A 537-nucleotide genomic window follows, 5' to 3' on the forward strand; every position below is an offset into this window, starting at 1 on the left:
CCAGATGAAGGGGTGGCGGGTAAAGCTGTTGATGCAATGACACCGGAAAAAGAGAAGAAAACGGTGAAAGACGTAACCAAAAAGCTCAATAACGATTGATACCTACATCATAGATGTTTGAGCGTAGAAAACATTTTCCTAGAATAAAGTGGCGATTTACCAGTTGTTTGAAGCACACGTCTAATCTTGGTTTTTCATATTCAAAAACCTGCATTTGACCACACACTATTTTTACTACACAAGTTCAAAAATTAGTAATAATTCCTCCTAACTTTGAGACTTTGAGCCTAACGAGAAATGTAACAACTTGCATACAAGTCACTTGGCTATATTGTACACATACTATATATCGAAGAAAGGAGGTTTAACGATGGTTAGAGGTTATAGTGAACAGACTCTAAAAGCCGAACCTGTAGTTCAATTGGCGGTACTGACAGGCTTAGATGCCGATTTGAACTTCATCAGAAACAACAGAGAAAAGGTTTTGCCTATAATCACAGGTGTCATTTTGTATCGACAGCTCAATAGACGCGACCA

The organism is Vibrio sp. OPT46 (assembly GCF_015163535.1).
Lineage (GTDB): Bacteria > Pseudomonadota > Gammaproteobacteria > Enterobacterales > Vibrionaceae > Vibrio > Vibrio alginolyticus.